Genomic DNA, 16,407 nt, shown 5'->3' on the forward strand with positions numbered 1-16,407 from the left:
TGCTTTGCTAAATCTTTCCAACGACCGCCACTTTACTCTTGCCAGCCCGGAATGCAAAGCTATTTTTTATAAGCAATAGCACTCATTAGAAAAAGTAACGGTTTCGGGAATTGTACTCATCGCCATTGCAAGGAACACAGTACAATACTGTAAGCCTTTATAACCGGAGCCCAACGCTGATGCCGATGGACCCAATCGAAGAACGCCGCCTTGCCGCCCTGACCAGGCTGGGCATCCTGGATACGCCACCCGAGGAGCGGTTTGACCGCCTGGTGCGTATTGCCCGGAAGGTATACAACGTAAAGATTGCCCTGTTCTCGATCGTGGACGAGGAACGCCAGTGGTTCAAGTCTAAGGAGGGGCTGGATGTCCGTGAAACCCATCGCTCCTTCGCGTTTTGTGACCATGCCATCAGGCAGGAAAAGCCCTTTATTGTTGAAGATGCCAGCAAAGATCCTCGTTTTCGCAACAATCCACTGGTAACCGGCGGGCCGCAAATCCGCTTCTATGCCGGTATTCCGGTCAGGGAGCCCGGGGGCTACAAGCTTGGCACTGTCTGCATTATTGACGACAAACCCAGGGACATCCGGGAAGTTGACCTGGATGTGCTTCGAACACTGGCCAGCCTGATTGAAGACGAACTGGAACGGGCCTATGCGGCAGTTAGTGGTGACGACGAGGTGCGTTTTACCCACATTACCCGGGCTATCCAGCGGGCGCAGAATGCCTTCCTGACCAATGACAGCGACCGGGCTGCCTTTGAATTGATGCTGTCGGATTTGCTGGCCATCACCGGCAGCCAGTTCGGCTTTATTGGTGAGGTGTTGCGAAAGGAAGATGACACGCCCTACCTGAAGGTTGAAGCCATCACCAATATTGCCTGGAGCCCGGAAACCCAGGGGCTATTCCAGCAGGTGGAGCGCAGGGGCATGTTGTTTGAGCGGCTCGACAACCTGTTGGGTGCGCCCATGGTGTCCGGTGCCGTGGTGGTGGCTCACGATTACAGCAGCGATCCCCGCAAAGGCGGCCTGCCTCCGGGGCACCCCCCGATCCGTTGCTACATTGGCATGCCGGTGTATTCCAAGAGTGAGATGATTGGCCTGGTGGGCCTGGCCAACCGCGATGCCGGTTATACTGAAGAAATGTCTGACCGGCTTGCACCCTTGTTGCAGACCGTGGGCACCTTGCTGGAGCGCAAGCGCCTGTACCGCGAGCGCCAGGAACATCAGACCAGCCTTGAGAAAGCCGCCAACTACGACGCACTGACCGGGCTGCCGAACCGCCGCAGGCTGACAGAGCTGTTTACCCAGGAACTGTACGAGGCGGACCAGCGTAAAGGCACGGTGTCGGTCTGTTTCCTGGACCTGGACGGGTTCAAGGAAATCAACGACGAGCACGGTCACTCCGTGGGCGATGCCGTGCTGCGGGCGGTAGCCGAACGCCTGAAAACCATTGTTCGCAGCCACGATGTGATTGCCCGGCTCGGTGGCGACGAGTTTGTGGCCATTTTGCGGGATGTGAATGACAGCCGCGTCTATTCCCGGATTCTGGAAGCCATCCGCCAGCCGGTGAATTACCGCCATTACGTGCTGCAGTTGTCCTGCAGTATGGGCATTACCGTATACCCGGATGACGATGTGGAACCGGACATGCTGCTCCGGCACGCAGACCAGGCTATGTATGCTGCCAAGGAGGCCGGTAAGAATGCCTTCAAGATGTTTGACCTTGAGTCACACTTTACCCGCAAGGAGCGGGTGAGGGTGCTCGAACAGATCGGGCCAGCGCTGGCCCGGGACGAGCTGGAGCTCTATTTCCAGCCCAAGGTGGACTTCAATCGCTGCACGGTTGAGGGGTTCGAGGCACTGATCCGCTGGAACCATCCGGACGACGGCCTGCTGCTGCCTTGTCGTTTTCTGGACCACATCGAGTACACGGAATACGCCAGCCAGGTTGGTCGGTTTGTGCTCGGCGAAGCCATCAAAAGGTTATTGCACTGCAACGAGCAGGGTTTGCCGTATTCGATCAGCGTCAACCTGAGTCCGTCCTATTTTCTGGGGCAGGCTTTCCTGCCTGACCTGAAAGCAGGGCTGGGGCAATTGCCAGACGGCATCCGGCACCGGCTCATACTGGAAGTGCTGGAAACCACGGCGCTGGATGATACCCGCAAAGTGATCGATATCCTGAAAGTCTGCCAGGCCATGGGCGTTGAGGTTTCCATGGATGATTTCGGCACCGGGTATTCGTCGCTCGATTATTTCCGCCGGTTGCCGGTGCAGGAAATCAAGATCGACCGCACGTTCGTTGGCGATATGGTGAGCGACCGGGAAGATGAAATGGTGGTTAAAGCCATTCTGGGCCTGTCGAAAAGCTTTGGCCGCCGGGTGATCGCTGAAGGGGTGGAAACCCGCGAAGTTCACGAACGGCTGGTGCGGCTCGGCTGCGATCTCGGGCAGGGCTATTTCTATGCCGAGCCTATGCCTTTTGACAACGCGTTGGAATGGGCCCGGAATTTCAGCTGGCCGGCAATGTAAAGGTTTGGCAAAAGCCTGACTTCGCTCTTTTTTTCGATGCGCGGCTTCTCTATGGTTGCCTCTGGTTGTTCACCCATGGAGAAGGTCAATGGCGTCTGGTTCCCCTAAGCGCGGAGTCAAATGGTTTGCAGTATTGCTGGTGGTTGCCGCTGCCGGGTTTGCTGCCTGGTGGTTTACCGGCGATGCCCGTAAAGCCCCCGAGCCCCTGAATACGGTTGAAGTCACCCGCGGTGACATCCAGCTGCTGGTCAGCGCCACCGGGGTGCTGGAGCCCAGTAACTATGTGGATGTGGGTGCACAGGTCTCGGGCCAGCTGGAAACCATCCATGTTCGTGTCGGCCAGAACGTCAAGGAAGGGGACTTGCTGGCGGAGATTGACCCTACGGTCTACACCGCCAAGGTAGACGCCACCCGGGCACAGCTGAAGAATCAGCAGGCCCAGATTGCCGACCGCAAGGCCCAGTTACGGCTTGCCGAAATCCAGTTCCAGCGCCAGCAGAACCTCTACCGGGAGGAAGCAACTACCCGGGAATCCCTGCAAACCGCCGAGGCAACCCTGGCCTCTGCAAAGGCCCAGCTGGCAATGCTGGAAGCCCAGATTGAACAGACCTCCTCAACCCTGCGTGCCGAAGAAGCCAATCTTGGCTACGCCCGAATCTATGCCCCCATGGACGGCACCGTGGTATCCATCGAAGCCCGCCAGGGCCAGACCCTGAACGCCAGCCAGACCGCGCCTGTACTCATGCGCATCGCCAACCTGGCCACCATGCGGGTGCGGGCCCAGGTTTCGGAAGCGGATATTGGCAAACTGGAACCGGGCATGCGGGTGTACTTCACCACCCTGGGCGATCCGGATTTCAAGTTATACGGCGAACTCGACTACATCGAACCGACACCGGAAGTGACCAATAACGTGGTGCTATACAACGCCTTGTTTGAGGCAGATAACCCGCAGGGCAAATTGTTGCCCAACATGACCGCCCAGGTGTTCTTTATCCAGAAAGAGGCCCTGAATGTATTGCGGGTGCCTGCCAGTGCGGTGCAGGGCAACACGGTGCAGGTTCTTGATGCTGCCGGCAATCCGCAAGCACAGACAGTCACCACCGGCATCTCTAACCGGGTGCAGACTGAAATTCTGAGCGGGCTGGAAGAGGGTCAGGAAGTGGTCCTGGTATCCCGCGACCCCCGCAGCGGTGCCGGCGGTAACCCGTCTTTCCGGGGCATGCTGAGATGACCGGCAATACCCCGCTGATTGAACTGAAAGGCATCACCCGCTCGTTCGGGCAAGGGGATCTGGCGGTGCCTGTGCTGAAGGGGATCGACCTGAAGATCTGGCCGGGCGAATTCGTGGCCATCATGGGCCCGTCCGGTTCCGGCAAGTCGACCCTGATGAACATTCTCGGATGCCTGGACCAGCCGAGTTCCGGTGAATACTGGTTTGACGGCCGGGATGTCTCGGCCCTCAGCAGGGATGAACTGGCCTTGCTACGACGGGAAGCCTTCGGCTTTGTGTTCCAGAGTTACAACCTGTTGCCGGGTATAACGGCCCGGGAAAACGTGGAAATTCCGGCCATCTACGCGGGCATGGCTCCCGCCAGGCGCCACCAGCGGGCGGATGAACTGCTGACCGGGTTGGGGCTGGGCGAACGGCTGACCCATCGGCCGTCTGAGTTGTCCGGGGGCCAGCAACAGCGGGTATCTATTGCCCGGGCGTTGATGAACGGCGGCCAGATAATCTTTGCCGATGAGCCCACCGGTGCCCTGGACAGCAAAAGCAGCCAGGAAGTGATCCGGTTGCTGACTGACCTATCCGCCCAGGGGCACACGGTTATCCTGATTACCCATGACCAGGACGTAGCGGATGTGGCCCGGCGCCAGATCCACATTGCCGACGGCGAGGTGGTGCGGGATACCGGCGTGGAAACCACAACCAGAACGGCACCGGTTAAGGCGGCCGATATTCGCAATGGCGCCGTGCTGAGCGATTGGCAGGAAGCCCTGAAAAGCGCCCTGCGGTCGCTTCGCAGCAACCTGTTCCGTACTGCGCTTACCTTGCTTGGCATTGTTATTGGCGTGGCGTCGGTCATCACCATGCTGGCCATCGGTGAAGGCGCCAAGAAAGATGTGGTCGATCGAATCAGTACCATGGGCAGCGATCTGTTACTGGTTCGCCCCGGCGGCCCGGACCAGCGGGGAGGGCGCTGGTCTGTTACCACGCTGGTGGCAGATGACTATCGTGCAATCAACGAGATAGAAGGTGTTCTTGCCGCAATACCTGAACTGACGGGCGGCCAGACCTTACGCTACTCAAACCGGGATCACCAGGCGGAAATCAACGCCACCTCGTTCCAGTTCCCGGTGGCACGGCAGTGGCCGGTGGCGGAAGGCACCTTCTTCAGCGCACAGGATGAAGCCAACTATGCCGCCGTTGCGGTGCTGGGGACATCCACCGCACAGGTGTTGTTTCCGGATGAAAGTCCGTTGGGCAAGCACCTGATGGTGAACAACGTGTTGTTCCAGGTGATTGGCGTGATGGAGGAGAAAGGAGCATCCCCCATGGGCCAGGACCAGGACGAAGTGGTGTTTGTGCCCTATACCACCGGCAGCTTGCGGATTTTCGGGCAAACCCATCTCCGGAATATTACCGTAGCGGTGGCGGATATCGACCGCATGGCGGAGATTGAGGCCATCATCCACGATACCTTGCTGGCCCGCCATGGCGGTGTTGAAGACTTCACCATCCGCAACATGGCGTCGCTGATTGACACCATTTCCGAAACCCAGAATACGCTGACCTGGCTGCTGGGCTCCATTGCCGCTATCTCGTTGCTGGTGGGCGGCATTGGCGTGATGAACATCATGCTGGTAAGCGTGACCGAACGCACCCGGGAAATCGGCATCCGCATGGCCACCGGTGCCCGGGCCTGGAACATTCTGCAACAGTTTTTGACGGAAGCCTGGCTGGTGTCGGCGATTGGCGGGCTGATCGGCGTGGGGCTGGGCATTGCCGCTACCCAGCTTATCGGCTCATTCGGTACGCCGGTGCATATGACGGTTCTGCCCATGGTGCTGGCTTTCAGTTGTGCCTTCGCCACCGGCCTGATTTTCGGTTTTCTGCCGGCCAGAAAGGCTGCGCGGCTCGATCCTGTTCATGCGCTGGCTTCGGAGTAATGCCATGATCTTTCGCACTAGCCCTTTGTGGTCCGTTTTATTGCTGGCAGGCTGCGCCGGTTTCCAGCCCCAGCCTGTTGAGCAGCCGCTAACGCCACCCGCTCAATGGCACCAGGAAACAAATGCCGGCGAAACGGTGGATGCTGACTGGTGGCAGGCCTTTGGTGACGAACAGCTGAACCGGTTGGTCAACCGTGCCTATGCCAACAATCCGGGCCTTGCCGCAACGGCACAGGCCGTTATCCAGGCCGACCTTCAGCTGCGTAATGCCGGGGCAGCACTGTTGCCAACAGTCGGCGCATCCGGCAGCGCCGGTAAGCAGGCCAGTCAGGTGTCTGGGCAGGACAGGGTAACCGGGGGCTCAACCAGCCTGGGTGTGTCTGTAGATTATGAGGTGGATCTTTGGGGCCGCTTGTCGGCCGCACAATCCGCGGCCCTGGCCGATTTTGAGGCTACCCGTTACGACTACGATGCTGCCAGGATAACCCTAGCCGCGTCTGTGGCCAGCACCTGGTTCGAATGGCAGGAGTTACAGCAGCGGGTTGAGGTAGCCCGAAAGAACCTGGAACTGGGCGAACAGACCCTGAAACTGGTTGAGGCTCGCTACCGAAACGGTGTGGCGGACCGTTCCGAGCTGTCACGGCAGCAAACGGCCGTGCTGAACCTCAAAAATGCCGTGCCTCCGCTGGAATACCAGGCCCGGCAGCACCTGGCGGCACTTCGCTTATTGACCGGTGACTATCCGTTTACCGAGGCTGAGCCCAGGGCCGCACTTCTGGATGTGTCGGTGCCGGCGATCGACCCTCAAACCCCTGCCAGTATCGTTACCCGCCGGCCGGACCTGGCTGCCGGGGAAGCGCGTTTAGCCGCCGCCAGTGCCAACATCGAGCAGGCCAGGGCCGCACTGCTACCCTCGCTATCCCTGAGTGGTGCAGTGCGTGCGTCGACCGACAGCTTTTTCAGCCTGTCGGACCCGCTGCGAACGGCAAGCGCCGTGCTGGGGTTAAGTCAGACCCTGTTTGATGGCGGGCAGCGCCGCAATACCATGGAGATTTCCGAATCCCGCCGGGTTGCCTTGCTGGAAACCTACCGGGCCAGTTTATTGACGGCTTTCCAGGAAGTGGGCGATGCCCTGGATCGGGAGGCACTGTACAAAGGGCAGGAAACACGGCTCCAAAGCATTCTGGAGCAGGCGGAAGAAACGTTGCGGTTAACGGAAATCCGCTACCGGGAAGGGGCGGATGACTTGCTCACCCTGCTCGAGAGCCAGCGCAGCGTATTCGATGCCCGCCAGCAACTGAGCCAGGTTCGGCTGAACCGGCTGATTGCCGCAGTGGATCTGTACAAGGCGCTCGGTGGCGGTTGGGTGCCGGAGGCATCCGGCCCTAAGGCCTGAGTTGCTGTTCGAGCCTTTCGTTCAGTTTGCGCCAGTGTTCAAGCTTTTCCGCATCACCGACCCGTTTGCGCACCCCGGACTGCTGGTTCAGCCATAAGCCCTCACCGTTAAAACTGTAAACCGGTTCCAGGTCAGGGCGTTGCGACGCAGGCTTAATGTGATTTATCAGGTTGTCGAGAACCAGCGGCTCGGCATCAGGCGTCTTGTACCAGGCCAGCACCATGTGGGCCTGGTTAAGTTCCAGGGCTTTAACATAGACAATGCGCAGCTGTTCGTCGGGCACCCCCATGGCACGCAGGGTCAGGTACTTGGCGATGGAGAAATCCTCGCAGTCGCCGCCGTTGGTGGTCAGCAGTTCCACCGGGGTCGCCCAGTAGTCTTCCTCGCCCCAGTGGCTTTGGTCACTGACAAACTCCGCCCGGTTGAAAAAGGAGTTGACCAGGTGCAGCTTGCGATCGATGGGGGCGTTGATAGCCAGGCCATGCAGCCGTTGCCAGTTTTGTAACCGTTGCTGCGCTTCCAGGCCAAATTCCTGAAGCACGTAGTCCATCAAGCGATCGCTCAGATTAATGGCGCTTGCGAGGGAAATGCCGAGAATCACCGGCAACAGTAATGGGACCAGAAAGGAGCGGCGAACACGTTGAACGATGACCGCTGCCATGGCCGGCCTCAGTTGTTGTTCTGCAGGCGTTGTCGTAATTGCTCCAGCCGCTGGCGGATTTCCTCACGGCGCTGCTGGTCACTGGCGGAGCTGCTGTTATTGGCGGCGGGGCGGGGAGCTGCCTGGCGAACCGGCTGGGTCTCCATGGCGGGCTCCGGTTGGTTGGAACTGGCGACTTCAAAGCGGGTGCGGTCTTCGTTTTCCGGGAAGTAGAGGTTTTCCAGCTTGCCGGCCCGTTCGATAACAACCCGGTTGGCGAATACGGTACGGAGCCTGGCGTTGCCGGGTAATTCGTCACCCACCAGGTAGGCTTCGGTGTCGTTTTTGTCGTCTTCAATCAGGGCGCTGCCCGGGAAATCACCGTCTGCGGCCAGCACACCGCGCAGAGACAGCCGCAGGTTGGTTTCCGGCAGGTTTTCAGTATCGGTTACCGCCGGGCCATCGCCACTGGTGCGGGTGCCAAACAGCGAAAGGCTTGCCAGGTCAACGGCTGGCACTTCCGGACCACTGCTTTCGGGGCCATTTGCAGCCGTTGCTACCGGCGCAGCCTGGCGGGTTTCAGACTGCCAGAACCGGTAGCCTTGCCAGCCTGTGAGGGCGACCATGGCCAGTGCGGCTGCCAGCGCAAGTAACAGTGGAATCCTTCGGTCAAGTGCAAACATCGGCGTTCCTGATTGCGATAAAAGTCGAAAATCCTAAAAAGCCCACAGGTTATCAGACTGCAATGAATTAGTGGCAGTATAGTGTACAGAGTTGTTCAGTGGTTCCCATTCCTGTGGTACCTTTTCGGGCATTGCTGCCAGCGCCAGGAACCTGGCCTATAACAACAATCGTGACCTGACGGATTTAAACGAGGAAGAGCTTGACCACCGAGACCGAAATTCAGCCGCAGGATGCTCCGCTGGGCCGACTTCCCTTTACCTTTGCCAAGCGCAACGGGGTGATCCTTACCCGCAACGACGATGGCGAGGCGGTCATTCTGGTAAAACCGGGAGCTTCCCACACTGCGCTGGCCGAGGCCAACCGGATCAGTGGTGGCCGGGCCCGCTTTACCACTATTGAAGCCGACCGCTTTGACCAGGCGCTGAACGCTGCCTACCAGAACGATTCCGCCGAAGCCATGCAGATGGTCGAAGGTATCGGCGATGATATGGACCTGGCCTCGCTGGCCGATTCCGTGCCGGAAACCGAAGACCTGCTGGAGCAGGAAGACGACGCGCCGATTATCCGGCTGATCAACGCCATCCTCACCGAGGCGGTGAAAACCAATGCCTCGGACGTGCACATTGAAACCTACGAAAAGCAGCTGGTTGTGCGGTTCCGTATCGATGGCGTGTTACGGGAAGTGGTGCAGCCCAAGCGGGCCCTGGCTCCGTTGCTGGTGTCTCGAATCAAGGTTATGGCGAAGCTGGATATTGCCGAAAAGCGGGTGCCCCAGGATGGCCGTATTGCCCTTCGGGTAGCGGGCCGGGAAGTGGATATCCGGGTGTCTACCATGCCGTCGTCCAGTGGCGAGCGGGTTGTGCTGCGTCTGCTCGACAAGCAGGCAGGCACCATTCGCCTGGAGTCCCTCGGCATGGCCGGGCAAGACCTCAAGGTTCTGCGCAAGCTGATTCACCGGCCCTACGGCATCATGCTGGTCACCGGCCCGACGGGTTCCGGTAAATCCACTACGCTGTACGCCTCGCTGCAGGAAATTAACGACCGCACCCGCAATATTCTGACCGTTGAAGACCCCATCGAATACAACTTGCCGGGCATCGGCCAGACCCAGGTAAACCCCAAGGTTGATATGACCTTTGCCCGTGGCCTGCGTGCCATTCTCCGGCAAGATCCGGATGTGGTGATGATTGGTGAAATCCGGGACCTGGAAACCGCCGAGATCGCCGTGCAGGCGAGTTTGACCGGCCACCTGGTGCTGTCCACCCTGCACACCAACACCGCTGTGGGCGCCATTACCCGTTTGATGGACATGGGCATCGAGCCGTTCCTGATTTCCTCCAGCCTGGTGGGCATTGTCGCCCAGCGGCTGGTGCGGGTGCTGTGTACCCACTGCCGGGATCCCTATATCCCGACTGAAGAGCATTGCCAGTTCCTGCAGCAGGACCCGGCCAATCCGCCAACGATTTTCCGCGCCAAGGGTTGTGAGCATTGCAACCAACTGGGCTACCGCGGGCGTATCGGTATCTATGAGGTGGTGGAAATAACGGAAGAGATCAGCAGCCTGATCCATAAACGGGCAGGGGAGCTCGACCTGGAGCGGGAAGCACGGCTGCACAGCCCCAGCATTCATGCCGACGGCGTTCAGAAAATCCTGAATGGCGTAACCACCGTGGAAGAAGTTCTGCGCGTAACCCACCGGAGCCAGTAATCCATGCCAGCGTACGAATACAAGGCACTGGACCCCAGGGGCAAGCAGAAGCAAGGGGTATTGGAAGCGGACGCGCCCAGGGCGGTACGCCAGCAACTTCGCGAAAAAGGCTTTACGCCACTGGCGGTAACGCCGGCGGTCGAAAAACAGGCCCGCAACAACCCGCTGAGCAGTCGTGGTTCCCTGAGCGCGGCAGACCTTGCCCTGGTAACCCGGCAGCTGGCAACGCTGATTCAGTCGGGTATCCCCATCGAACAGGCCTTGAGTGCTGCCGCCCAGCAGTCCAACAAGCCTCGCATTCGCAGTATGCTCATCGCCATCCGGGCCAAGGTCATGGAAGGCTACACACTGGCGGACAGTTTCGGGGAGTTCCCCAAAGCCTTTCCCCGTTTGTACCGTTCAACAGTAGCTGCCGGTGAACATGCCGGGCACCTGGACCTGGTACTGAACCGGCTTGCGGACTACACCGAAAGCCGCCAGGAAGCGCGACAGAAAATCCAGCTGGCAGCCATCTATCCGATCATTCTGAGTGTGGTGGCCATCGCCATTGTGGTGTTTCTGCTCACCTACGTGGTGCCGGATATCATCGAAGTATTCCTCAAGCAGGGCCAGGACCTGCCGGGGCTGACGGTAGCGATGCTGTCGGTTTCGGAATTTCTCGGCTCTTACGGTGTCTATCTTCTGATACTGCTGGTGATTGCCATCATCGGCTTCCGGGTGGCGCTCACCAAACCGGCATTCCGGATGAAATTCCACAAGCAGCTGCTGCACTTGCCGCTGTTTGCCGGCATGGTTCGGGGCGTTAACACGGCGCGCTATGCCAGCACACTCAGCATTCTGACGACCAGTGGCGTGCCCCTGGTCGAAGCCATGAAAATCGCCGGCGAGGTGTTATCCAACGATTACCTGCGCCGGGAACTGCGGGAAGCGGCACGAAAGGTCAGTGAAGGTGGCTCGTTACACCGCTCGCTGGACCAGACCGGCTATTTCCCGCCCATGATGTTGCACATGATTGCCAGTGGCGAGGCCAGTGGTGAGCTCGACAGCATGCTCGAGCGCACCGCGCGCATGCAGGAGAACACGCTGCAGTCCAAGATTGCCGCGATTGTCGGGTTATTCGAGCCACTGATGCTGCTGGTGATGGGCGTGGTGGTACTGATTATCGTACTGGCCATCATGCTGCCGATTCTTAACATGAGTAACCTGGTGGGCTGACAGCCCCACCGCACAGAAGTAAAACAGGGAAAACACAGGTCTGACATGAGTGAAACTATGAAAAACATCGACAACGCCAACATTGCACGCAGCCGGGGCTTCACCCTGATTGAAATCATGGTGGTTATGGTCATCCTGGGCTTGCTGGTGGCCATCGTGGCGCCGAACATCATGGGCCGCAGTGACCAGGCCAAGGTAACCGTTGCCGAAACCCAGTTGAGTAACATTGCCAACGCACTCGACCTGTACCGCCTGGATAACAGCCATTACCCGTCTACCCAGCAGGGCCTGGAAGCACTGGTGAGCAAGCCCAGTGGCAGCCCGGAACCGAAAAACTGGAATGCCGACGGTTACCTGAAGGGCGTGCCGGAAGATCCCTGGGGCAACCAGTACCAGTACGTGAGCCCGGGCCGGGAAGGCCCCTATGATCTGTACTCCTACGGTTCTGACGGCAACGAAGGCGGTGAGGGCGATGCAGCCGATATCAGCGCCTGGAACACCGGGAAGTAAGCGATTGTGCGCAACAGGGCGAACCAAGCCGGCTTTACGCTGATCGAAATACTGGTTGTCCTGATTATTGTCGGGCTGCTGGCGGCCCTTGCTGTGTTCAATATGGCCGGCAGCTCCCAGCAGCGCGAACTGGAAAGCCAGGTAAGGGACCTTTACCTGTTGATGCAGACCGCCTCGGAGCAGGCGGTTCTGAACAACCTGGAGCTGGGTTTGTTGTTTGAGGAAGACGGCTACCGCTTTGTCGCCTTCCAGGACGAATCCGGGGAATGGAAACCACCTGCCGAGCGCATGTACCGCAAACGAACCCTGCCGGAATGGCTGACGGTTACCCAATACGTCGAGAACGACGCCCCGCGCCTGACCAGTGCCGAAGATGAACTCCGGCCAGACCTTGTGTTCTTCTCCAGTGGCGAAACCACGCCGTTCGAAATCGAATTTACCATGGGCCGTGAGACTGACAGCATGCATGTGCTTGCCTCTGACGGCATTTCGCCTATGGAATGGCGACAGCCGGGTGCCGGGGAAGACGAATGGTAAACCGGAACCGTGGCTTTACCTTGCTGGAAGTTCTGGTGGCACTGCTGGTGTTCGGCCTGATTGCCACAGCGGCAGCGGAGGTGGGCAGCAATTACATTTCCAGCTTCGAGCGGGTGCGGGACAAAACCCTGGCCGGCTGGCTGGCCGAAAACCGCGTGAATGAACTGCGCCTGCAGGAACAGCTGCCAGATATCTCGGATAACTCTGAAGATACCGACTACGGCAACTACCGCTGGCGAGTAACTACCGTGGTGCTGGGTACCGCCGAGCCGACCATGCGCCGGGTGGAAGTGACCGTGGCCAAGTACCCGGATGGCCAGAGCAATCCGTTTTCCGTGCACACACTCTCTGCCTTTCTGGGGGAGAAATGACGCCGCTTAAAGAACCGGTGCTGCCGCACCAGCAGGGCTTCACCCTGATGGAAGTGCTGATTGCCGTCACCATTACGGCGGTCATTGGCCTTGGCGTGTGGCAGGTGGTGAACGGCGTAGTCAATTCCCGGGACCGGGTGAACGAGCTTGCCGAGCAGTTCGATGGCTTGCAGAAGGCCATGTTGCTGCTGGAACGGGATATCACCCAGGTTGTTAACCGGCCGGTACGGGATGTGTACGGCGACTTTTCACCCGCACTGACCACCCGGGACGACGCCTTTGCCCTGATGATTACCCGGCAGGGCTGGCGCAATCCCCTGGGGCTGCGGCGCAGTGGTCTGCAGCGGTCGGCCTGGGAGTTTACCGGTAGCGAACTGCGCCGGCGTTACTGGCCGGTGGTGGATGAAGGCCAGGAGGATTCCAGCCGGGACCTGCTGCTGCTTGAGAACGTGACTGAATTCGAAATCCGTTTTATCGATGCCGATGGTAACCGCCATGAACAATGGCCCGATGACGAAGCCCTGGCGGGTTTGTCTCCGGGTGCCCGGCCCGATATCGCCTTGCCCCGGGGCATGGAAGTTACCCTGGAGCACGAGCGCTTTGGTGAACTGGTGAGAACTTTTACCCTGCCGGATTTTGATCCCCAGCAAGCCCAGGGCGTGATCAACCAGCAACTTGAAGCCGCAGAGTCCGACACGGATGAAGAAGAAGCGGAAGAACAGGCCGCTACCCAAGACGGAGGGGGTAGCTGATGCTTTTCCGGAACCAGAAAGGCGTGGCGCTGATCATGGTGCTGCTGGCCATGGCCCTGGTGGTCATGCTGGCCTCCGGTATGACCCGTCAGCAAAGCCTTCGGGTCTTCAAGGCCGGCCACTACCTGGCCCAGCAGCAAGGTTACAACATTGCCCTCGGCGCCGAGGAATTCGCCCGCCGGATCCTGGTGAGGGATTTCGAGGAAGACCGGGAAAACAGCCTGATGGTCGACAGCCCCGACGAGTTCTGGGCCATGAACGCTGCCATACTGCCGCTGGATGAAAACGGTGTGGCCGAAGTACAGATTGACGACCTGGGTGGGCGGATAAACCTGAACGACCTGGTGACCACCAACGGGCAGGTGGATACACTCACCAAAGACCGCCTGACCCGGCTGTTCGTAGCCCTGGGGATTACCGGGCTGAACGTGGATGCGCTGATTGACTGGATCGATTCGGACGACCAGACCGTGAGCGCCTACGGTGCCGAAGATGGCCAGTACCTGATGGCCGATCAACCGTTCCGAACCGCAAACCAGCCCTTTGTCTCTACCACCGAATTGCGGCTGATCGAGGGCATGACCGAAGAAATCTATGTGGCATTAAGGCCCCATGTGACAGCGGTTCCGGTCAGTGGAATTGGTATCAATGTAAACTCGGCTACGGTGCCGGTGCTGATGTCGCTGCACAATGAGCTGAACGAGGCCCAGGCGCAGTCTATCGTGGCCCAGCGTGAAGAGGAGCGTTTCGAGGATCTCCAGGATTTTCTCGCACTGTCCGAGTTTTCCGGCCTCGGCCTGAAGCCCGCCGGCCTTACGCTGCAAACGCGGTTTTTTGAAGTTGTATCACGGATTACCTACGATAATCGTGTCGTTAATATGGTCAGTACGGTGTTTCGCAATCCCGAGGGTGAAGTCCGGACAGTTCACAGGGATACCGGACAGAAAAACCGGATCACAAAAGAACCCTTTACGTTCTCAGAAGGATAACCATGTCTTACCGCCTGTACGCACGGCCGTTGCCGCCGTTTGCGGATCCGGAGCAGAATCCGGACGCCCAGCTGTTTGACTGGGTTCTGCAGGATGCCAGTGGTGATACCCAGGCCCATGGCGAGGCCAGCACCCGCGCACACATCGAGCAGACCCTGGCGCAGAACGCGCTGGAAAAAGTCATTCTCATCGGGCTGATTCCCGGTGATGAGACCACCTTCTGTGTGGCGGATATCCCCGCCAGGCAGAGCCGTTTTATACAGCAGGCTCTGCCGTTTGCGGTAGAAGAACAGGTGGCGCAGGACATCGAAACGGTGCACCTGGCCCTCGGCCGCCACACGCCGGACGGCTACCAGGTAGCGGCTATCGACAATCTGCAAATGGCGCGCTGGCAGCAACTGTTCAGCGGTTGGCAACACGTCCGCCTGGATGCCATCTATCCGGATGCGGCACTGCTGCCAGCCACCGAGGGAGGCTGGAGCCTGTGCCTGGATGGCGAGTCTGTGATGCTGCTGAGCCAGCGTGGCGAATGGCTGCGCATGCAGGCCGACAACCTGCCACTGTTTGCCATGACCATGGCGACGCCGTCGGAAGACGAGGTAGTGGCGGAAATTCCGGTACAGGTGTTTGGTACTGAAACAGACCTGGACAGCTGGCAGGGCGCAATCAGTGAATTCTCCGGCAGCAGTGGCCGGTTGCAGGTACAAACCAAACCATTGGAATTCTCGGTGCTGGAACTGCTGGCGTGGGCTCACCATCAACATCTGTCCCAGCCGGTCAACCTTTGTCAGGGTGCGTTTTCTGTAAAGACTTCCGGTGCCAGCCCGCTCAAGCCCTGGAAGCCGCTGATTGCGGTTGCCGCCGTCTGGTTTGTGGTTCAGGTGGCGCTGGAGGTGGGTATGGGCTTCTATCACCAGCAAAAGGCTGAGGAACTGCAGGGACAGGCCATGGCTGTCTACCGGGAAGCCTTTCCTGGCGACCGTCGAACCCATGCCGGCAATGTGCGCCGGGTGATTGAAGGCCAGTTGCGGGTTGCGGGGTCGGGTAGCCAGGATGTTGATTTTATCACGCTGATGAAATTTACCGGTGACCAGTACAGCCGTGTACCAAATGCCAGCGCCATTACCTTTAACTCCATCAACTACAGCCGAACCCGTGGCGAGTTGGTGGTGGATGTGCGGGCCGACAATTACGACCGCCTGAGCCGTTTACGTAACGGCCTGGCCAATCAGGGGCTGCAGGCCCAGATTGGCTCGGTGGTGAATGAAGCAACAGGCGCCCGTGGCCGGCTGACTGTTTCCGGAGGTTAAGAACATGTGGGCAAGAATCAAGGATCAGCCGGCGGTCGGCAAACTGATTGCAAAGTACGACCAGCTGCCTTCCCGGGACCGGCAGGCACTGGTCGTGCTAGTGGTGGCTTTGCTGCTGGCCGTGCTGTATTTCGCAGTTTGGGCTCCGGCATCTGCGTTCAACGAAAAAGCCCGGGCAAGCCGTGAGAATGCCGGCGAATTGTTGGCCTGGATGCAGGCGAATGAAGCCACAATCAAACGGCTGGGCTCCACCGGGGCACCGGCGAGTGGCTCGGCTAACGCAGACAAGCCTGAAAGCGGCCGGGAGCTGATGGCCCTGGTTACCCGGTCTGCCGGTGAAGCGGGGCTGGCGCTTCAACGCTTTGAGCCCAGTGGCGATAGTGCAATCCGCGTGTGGCTGGAAGGCGTACCGTTTGCCGAAGTCGCTGCCTGGCTCGAGAGAATGAACGGAAACCATGGCGTGATTATTGACCAGGCTTCCATGGATCGTGGTAATGAATCGGGAATGGTGTCCGTACGACTGACTCTTGCGATATGATTGGCTGGTAACTGATAGTATCCGATACAGATTCATCATGTAGAACGGGAGATAC

The 16,407-nt window shown here is 59.1% G+C and carries 15 protein-coding genes; 13 read left to right on the top strand and 2 right to left on the bottom strand.

Annotation, left to right across the window (positions count from 1 at the left end):
• Positions 1–179 precede the first annotated feature (179 nt).
• The 4 genes from H3Z84_RS11000 (at position 180) to H3Z84_RS11015 (ending at position 7,098) form a co-directional block, all read left to right on the top strand.
• Positions 180–2,531, top strand: coding sequence for an EAL domain-containing protein (locus H3Z84_RS11000; RefSeq protein ID WP_199457484.1), 2,352 nt, complete (start codon positions 180–182; stop codon positions 2,529–2,531).
• A gap of 88 nt (positions 2,532–2,619) precedes the next feature.
• Positions 2,620–3,765, top strand: coding sequence for an efflux RND transporter periplasmic adaptor subunit (locus H3Z84_RS11005; RefSeq protein ID WP_199457485.1), 1,146 nt, complete (start codon positions 2,620–2,622; stop codon positions 3,763–3,765).
• Positions 3,762–5,702 carry a MacB family efflux pump subunit gene (locus H3Z84_RS11010; RefSeq protein WP_199457486.1) on the top strand — a complete coding sequence of 647 codons (1,941 nt, stop codon included), beginning with the start codon at positions 3,762–3,764 and terminating at the stop codon, positions 5,700–5,702. The genes H3Z84_RS11005 and H3Z84_RS11010 overlap by 4 nt, the downstream gene beginning before the upstream one ends.
• A gap of 4 nt (positions 5,703–5,706) precedes the next feature.
• Complete coding sequence (locus H3Z84_RS11015) at positions 5,707–7,098, top strand: efflux transporter outer membrane subunit (RefSeq protein ID WP_199457487.1); 1,392 nt, start codon at positions 5,707–5,709, stop codon at positions 7,096–7,098.
• Here the strand turns inward: H3Z84_RS11015 and H3Z84_RS11020 are convergent.
• Entirely contained in the window at positions 7,088–7,759 is a 672-nt protein-coding gene (locus H3Z84_RS11020) for a transglutaminase-like cysteine peptidase (protein ID WP_094625111.1), read from the bottom strand. The two genes, H3Z84_RS11015 and H3Z84_RS11020, sit on opposite strands and share 11 nt — an antisense overlap.
• A gap of 8 nt (positions 7,760–7,767) precedes the next feature.
• Positions 7,768–8,421 carry a type II secretion system protein N gene (locus H3Z84_RS11025; protein ID WP_094625112.1) on the bottom strand — a complete coding sequence of 218 codons (654 nt, stop codon included), beginning with the start codon at positions 8,419–8,421 and terminating at the stop codon, positions 7,768–7,770.
• A gap of 200 nt (positions 8,422–8,621) precedes the next feature.
• On the opposite strand from H3Z84_RS11025, the gene gspE reads away from it, so the two are divergent.
• From gspE to gspM, 9 genes are read left to right on the top strand one after another with little or no spacing between them, the layout of a single operon-like run.
• Positions 8,622–10,130, top strand: coding sequence for a type II secretion system ATPase GspE (gene gspE / locus H3Z84_RS11030; protein ID WP_206768931.1), 1,509 nt, complete (start codon positions 8,622–8,624; stop codon positions 10,128–10,130).
• Positions 10,131–10,133: 3 nt separating this feature from the next.
• On the top strand, positions 10,134–11,345 hold the full coding sequence (gene gspF / locus H3Z84_RS11035) for a type II secretion system inner membrane protein GspF (RefSeq protein WP_022988988.1): 1,212 nt from the start codon (positions 10,134–10,136) through the stop codon (positions 11,343–11,345).
• Positions 11,346–11,402: 57 nt separating this feature from the next.
• Positions 11,403–11,855, top strand: a complete 453-nt coding sequence (gspG, locus tag H3Z84_RS11040) for a type II secretion system major pseudopilin GspG (protein WP_058340998.1) — start codon at positions 11,403–11,405, stop codon at positions 11,853–11,855.
• A gap of 6 nt (positions 11,856–11,861) precedes the next feature.
• Positions 11,862–12,392, top strand: a complete 531-nt coding sequence (gspH, locus tag H3Z84_RS11045) for a type II secretion system minor pseudopilin GspH (RefSeq protein ID WP_094625113.1) — start codon at positions 11,862–11,864, stop codon at positions 12,390–12,392.
• Positions 12,386–12,763 carry a type II secretion system minor pseudopilin GspI gene (gspI, locus tag H3Z84_RS11050; protein WP_022988991.1) on the top strand — a complete coding sequence of 126 codons (378 nt, stop codon included), beginning with the start codon at positions 12,386–12,388 and terminating at the stop codon, positions 12,761–12,763. The genes gspH and gspI overlap by 7 nt, the downstream gene beginning before the upstream one ends.
• Positions 12,760–13,515: a type II secretion system minor pseudopilin GspJ gene (gene gspJ / locus H3Z84_RS11055; RefSeq protein WP_199457488.1), complete on the top strand. Its 756-nt coding sequence runs from the start codon at positions 12,760–12,762 to the stop codon at positions 13,513–13,515. The genes gspI and gspJ overlap by 4 nt, the downstream gene beginning before the upstream one ends.
• Positions 13,515–14,504, top strand: coding sequence for a type II secretion system minor pseudopilin GspK (gene gspK, locus H3Z84_RS11060; RefSeq protein ID WP_199457489.1), 990 nt, complete (start codon positions 13,515–13,517; stop codon positions 14,502–14,504). Before gspJ ends, gspK begins: the two co-directional genes overlap by 1 nt.
• A gap of 2 nt (positions 14,505–14,506) precedes the next feature.
• Complete coding sequence (gene gspL / locus H3Z84_RS11065; protein WP_094625116.1) at positions 14,507–15,814, top strand: type II secretion system protein GspL; 1,308 nt, start codon at positions 14,507–14,509, stop codon at positions 15,812–15,814.
• Positions 15,815–15,818: 4 nt separating this feature from the next.
• A complete protein-coding gene (gene gspM / locus H3Z84_RS11070; RefSeq protein WP_199457490.1) occupies positions 15,819–16,352 on the top strand; it encodes a type II secretion system protein GspM in 534 nt (177 codons plus the stop codon).
• Positions 16,353–16,407: the final 55 nt, after the last annotated feature.

Origin of the sequence: Marinobacter sp. bablab_jr003 (assembly GCF_016464245.1) — a bacterium.
GTDB lineage: Bacteria > Pseudomonadota > Gammaproteobacteria > Pseudomonadales > Oleiphilaceae > Marinobacter > Marinobacter vinifirmus.